This window comes from Aminobacter sp. P4_D5, from assembly GCF_056401815.1.
In genome coordinates, this window is record NZ_JBFUIP010001038.1 from 1 (window position 1) to 596 (window position 596).

The following is a 596-nucleotide window of genomic DNA, read 5'->3' on the forward strand; positions in this document are numbered from 1 at the left end:
AGATCAGGTCGAGCGCCGACTTCACGAAGATGAACACCAGCGGGAAGGAGTGCAGCGCGATCACGAAGGCCATGCCGGTGAAGGTGTAGATGTTCAGCAGCGGCGCCTGCGCCCCCGTCAGCGCGCGCCAGATGACGTTGATCCAGCCGGCATTGGGGCCCGCCAGCAGGATCCAGCCGATGGCGCCGAGATAGGGCGGCATGATGAAGGCCGCGAGCACCACGGCCCAGGTGAGGGCCTTGCCGGGCATGTCCGTGCGCGAGGCCGCCCAGGCCATCGGCACCGCGATGACGGTCGAGATCGTCGCCGACAGCAGGCCGAGCCGCAGCGAGTTGCCCAGCGCCTCCAGGTACCGCGCGCGCCCATAGGCCGTGAGGTAGTTCTGGACGGTGAATTCCCCCGTCTCCTGCATCTCGAAGGAGATGAAGACCATCTTGAGGATCGGCGCCGCCACCAGCACCAGCAGGGCCGCGACGAGGGCGACCCACAGCAAGGTCACCGGCTCCAGCCGCCGCCACCCTGTGGGCCCGGGCCTGCGGGCGGTGGAGAGCGACGCGGAGGCGTCGCCCATCAGCCGGCCCTCATACGCCGAAGAT

1 pseudogene is annotated in these 596 nt (G+C 68.8%); it reads right to left on the bottom strand.

The annotated features are described in order from the left end of the window. A pseudogene (locus tag AC1DWF_RS36530) lies at positions 1 to 571 on the bottom strand (hypothetical protein); the annotation flags it as partial. Positions 572 to 596: the final 25 nt, after the last annotated feature.